The following is a 2666-nucleotide window of genomic DNA, read 5'->3' on the forward strand; positions in this document are numbered from 1 at the left end:
CCCCGCCGAGGGCGCGGGCGGGTTCTGGCTCAGCATCTCGGATCTGGCCAAGCACAAGGGCCTCTCGAAGCAGGCGCTCGCCGAGCGCGTCGCGCGCTTCGAGGCAGCGGGCAAGCTCAGCACCCGTCCCGGCCCCGGCCGGGCCAAGCTCGTCAACGTCGCCGAGTTCGACCGCGCGGCCGGTGAGATCGGCGACCTCGGCCGCGAGCAGGGCGCCGCGACGCGCCGCGGGGCCGCGCTCCCAGCCCTTCCAGCGCCGGCAGCCCCCACCGCTCCGCCGCGGCCCTTCGATCCGGAGGCGCCGGTCTACACGGTCGAGCAGGCCCGCAACATGGCCTACAAGGCCGAGCTGGCGCGCCTCGAGCTGGAGGAGCGTCAGGGCAAGATCGTCTCCGTCGACATCGTGCGCGCCGGAGCCCTCCGGGCCGGCGAGGAGATCGTGCGGGTGCTGGAGCGCCTGCCCCAGGTCGCCGACGAGCTGGCCGTGGCGCTGACCAAGGAAGGCGCACACGGCGTGCGCCTCGCGCTCAAGCGCATCGCTCTCGCCATGCGCACCGACATCGACGCCGCGCTCGCTGCCGCCACCGCGGAATCGCTGCGCGCCACACCGCAGGAGGGCGCGTCGGGCGCCGAGGCGACCCATGAGGGAGACGGCAGCTAACGACCTCGCCTTCCTCGACGCGCTGCGCGCCGCGATCCGCCCGCCGGAGGCCGCCTCGTTCTCGGCGTGGCTCCCCCGCTCCATCGTGCTCGTCGACGGGCCGCAGGCGGGCCAGCTCTGGAGCGCCGAGGGCGGGCCGTACCTCCCCGACATCGCCGACTGCCTGGGCGACGATCATCCCTGCAACCGGGTGACGATCCGCAAGAGCCAGCAGTCGGGCGCCTCGATCCTCGCGCTCGCGTGGCTGATCTTCATCGCCGACCGCGAGCGGGCCAACACGCTCTACGGCGTGCCCGGCCTCGACATGCTGCGCGACATCAACGGGCAGAAGCTGCAGCCCCTGATCGACGCGTTCCAGCGCCGAGCCCGCCGACAGGTCTTCGTGCCGCAGACCTCGCGCTCGGGCACGGGCTCCACGACCTACGAGAAGCGCTTCACGGCGGGCGGCTTCGCGATGCTCGCCAACGCCAACTCGGTGATGGACCTCTCGGGCAAGACGGTCAAAAAGCTCATCAAGGACGAGCTCTCGAAGTGGCAGGACATCCCGGGCTTCGGTGACCCGGATACGCTGGCCGAGGGCCGCCTGACCGCGTTCCAGCGCACGGAAGACTACAAGATCCTGGAGATCTCGACGCCCGAGGTCGATATGGGCGACGAGACGCTCAAGACGCCGGGCCACTGCCGCATCGACGCCTCGTTCCAGCGCTCCGACCAGCGATTCTGGAACGTCTCCTGCCCCAACTGCAAGAAGTTGATGGTGTTCGACGACGAGCGCCTGCGCGTCGATCGCGAGAGCCCGCAGCACACCCGCTACGAGTGCCGCTGCGGCTACCTGATCACCGAGCCCGAGCGGGTGCTGGCTGTGCGCAACGCCAAGGCGCGGGGCGGGGGCTGGATCGCCTCCGTCGAGGGGGAGGGCCGCCACCCGGGCTTCCACATCGACGCCTACATCTCGCTGATGATGTCCTTCAAGGCCATCGCGCAGGCCCGCCTCAAGGCGGAGATCGGCAGCGAGAAGGGCCGGAAGGATTACGCCAACCTCGTCCTCGGGCGGCCCTACAAGTTCCGGGGCGACGCGCCCGACCACGTCCGCCTGATGGAGCGGCGCGAGGAGGGGCTGCGCCAGGGCCACGTGCCCGCCCGCGGCATCCTGCTCGTGGCGGCCGCCGACGTGCAGATGCGCGGGATCTACGTCGAGGTCACGGCCTACGCGCCCGACGGCCAGAGTTGGCTCGTCGATGCGGCCTACCTCGACGGCGAGACCGAGGCGCCCGACGCGCAGGTCTTCACGGACCTGCTCGCCTTCACGGTCGAGCGCGGCTTCCCCGACGCGTTCGGCGGGCGGCGCCGGATCGACGCGCTCGGCATCGACACGGGCTACCGCAGCCACGTGGTCTACAGCTTCGTGCGGGCGAACCAGCGCCTGCATCCGGGCTCCGGCATGGACCTCCTGCTCGCCCTCGACGGGCGCCACGGCTGGAACCTGCCGGCGATCGGGGTGCCGAAGCTCGTCGATATCGACCTCGACGGGCGCCGGGTGAAGCAGGGCTGCAAGCTCTGGCCGGTCGGCACGTGGTCGCTCAAATCGAGCCTCTACACCGACCTGCACAAGGTGGGCATCCGCTCGGGCGCGCCCGCGGACCCGCCGGGCTACTGCCACTTCGGCACCTGGGTCGGTGAGACCTACTTCCGGCAACTCACGGCCGAGCACCTCGCCGACGTCATCGTGCGCGGGCAGGTGACGGGCCGGAAGTGGGACAAGTCGGGCGACAACCACTTCCTCGACACGCGGGTCTACACCCGCGCGCTCGCCGAATACCTGGGCCTCTCGTCGATGACCGGCGACGAGTGGGCCGCCCTCGCCCGCAGCCGCGGGCTGCCTGCCGACCTCGCCGCCATCGACCTCTTCACGCCCGCGCAGAGGCAACCGACGGCCGCCGTGGCGGAGGCAATCGCGGCTGCGGGCGGCTCGCCGGACCCGGCCGAGCCGCCCGCGCCCGCCCCT

General features: G+C 71.8%; 2 protein-coding genes. Both read left to right on the top strand.

Going from position 1 to position 2666, the window contains the following annotated elements; translation table 11 throughout:
- Positions 1 to 661, top strand: a 661-nt coding sequence (locus tag AX737_RS34635; RefSeq protein ID WP_066924297.1) for a hypothetical protein, incomplete at its 5' end; no start/stop codon positions are given.
- Positions 642 to 2666, top strand: a 2025-nt coding sequence (locus AX737_RS19580; RefSeq protein ID WP_066924299.1) for a terminase gpA endonuclease subunit, incomplete at its 3' end; no start/stop codon positions are given. The genes AX737_RS34635 and AX737_RS19580, both read left to right, overlap by 20 nt.

Origin of the sequence: Methylobacterium sp. CCH5-D2 (genome assembly GCF_001556475.1) — a bacterium.
Classification (GTDB): Bacteria; Pseudomonadota; Alphaproteobacteria; order Rhizobiales; family Beijerinckiaceae; genus Methylobacterium; species Methylobacterium hispanicum.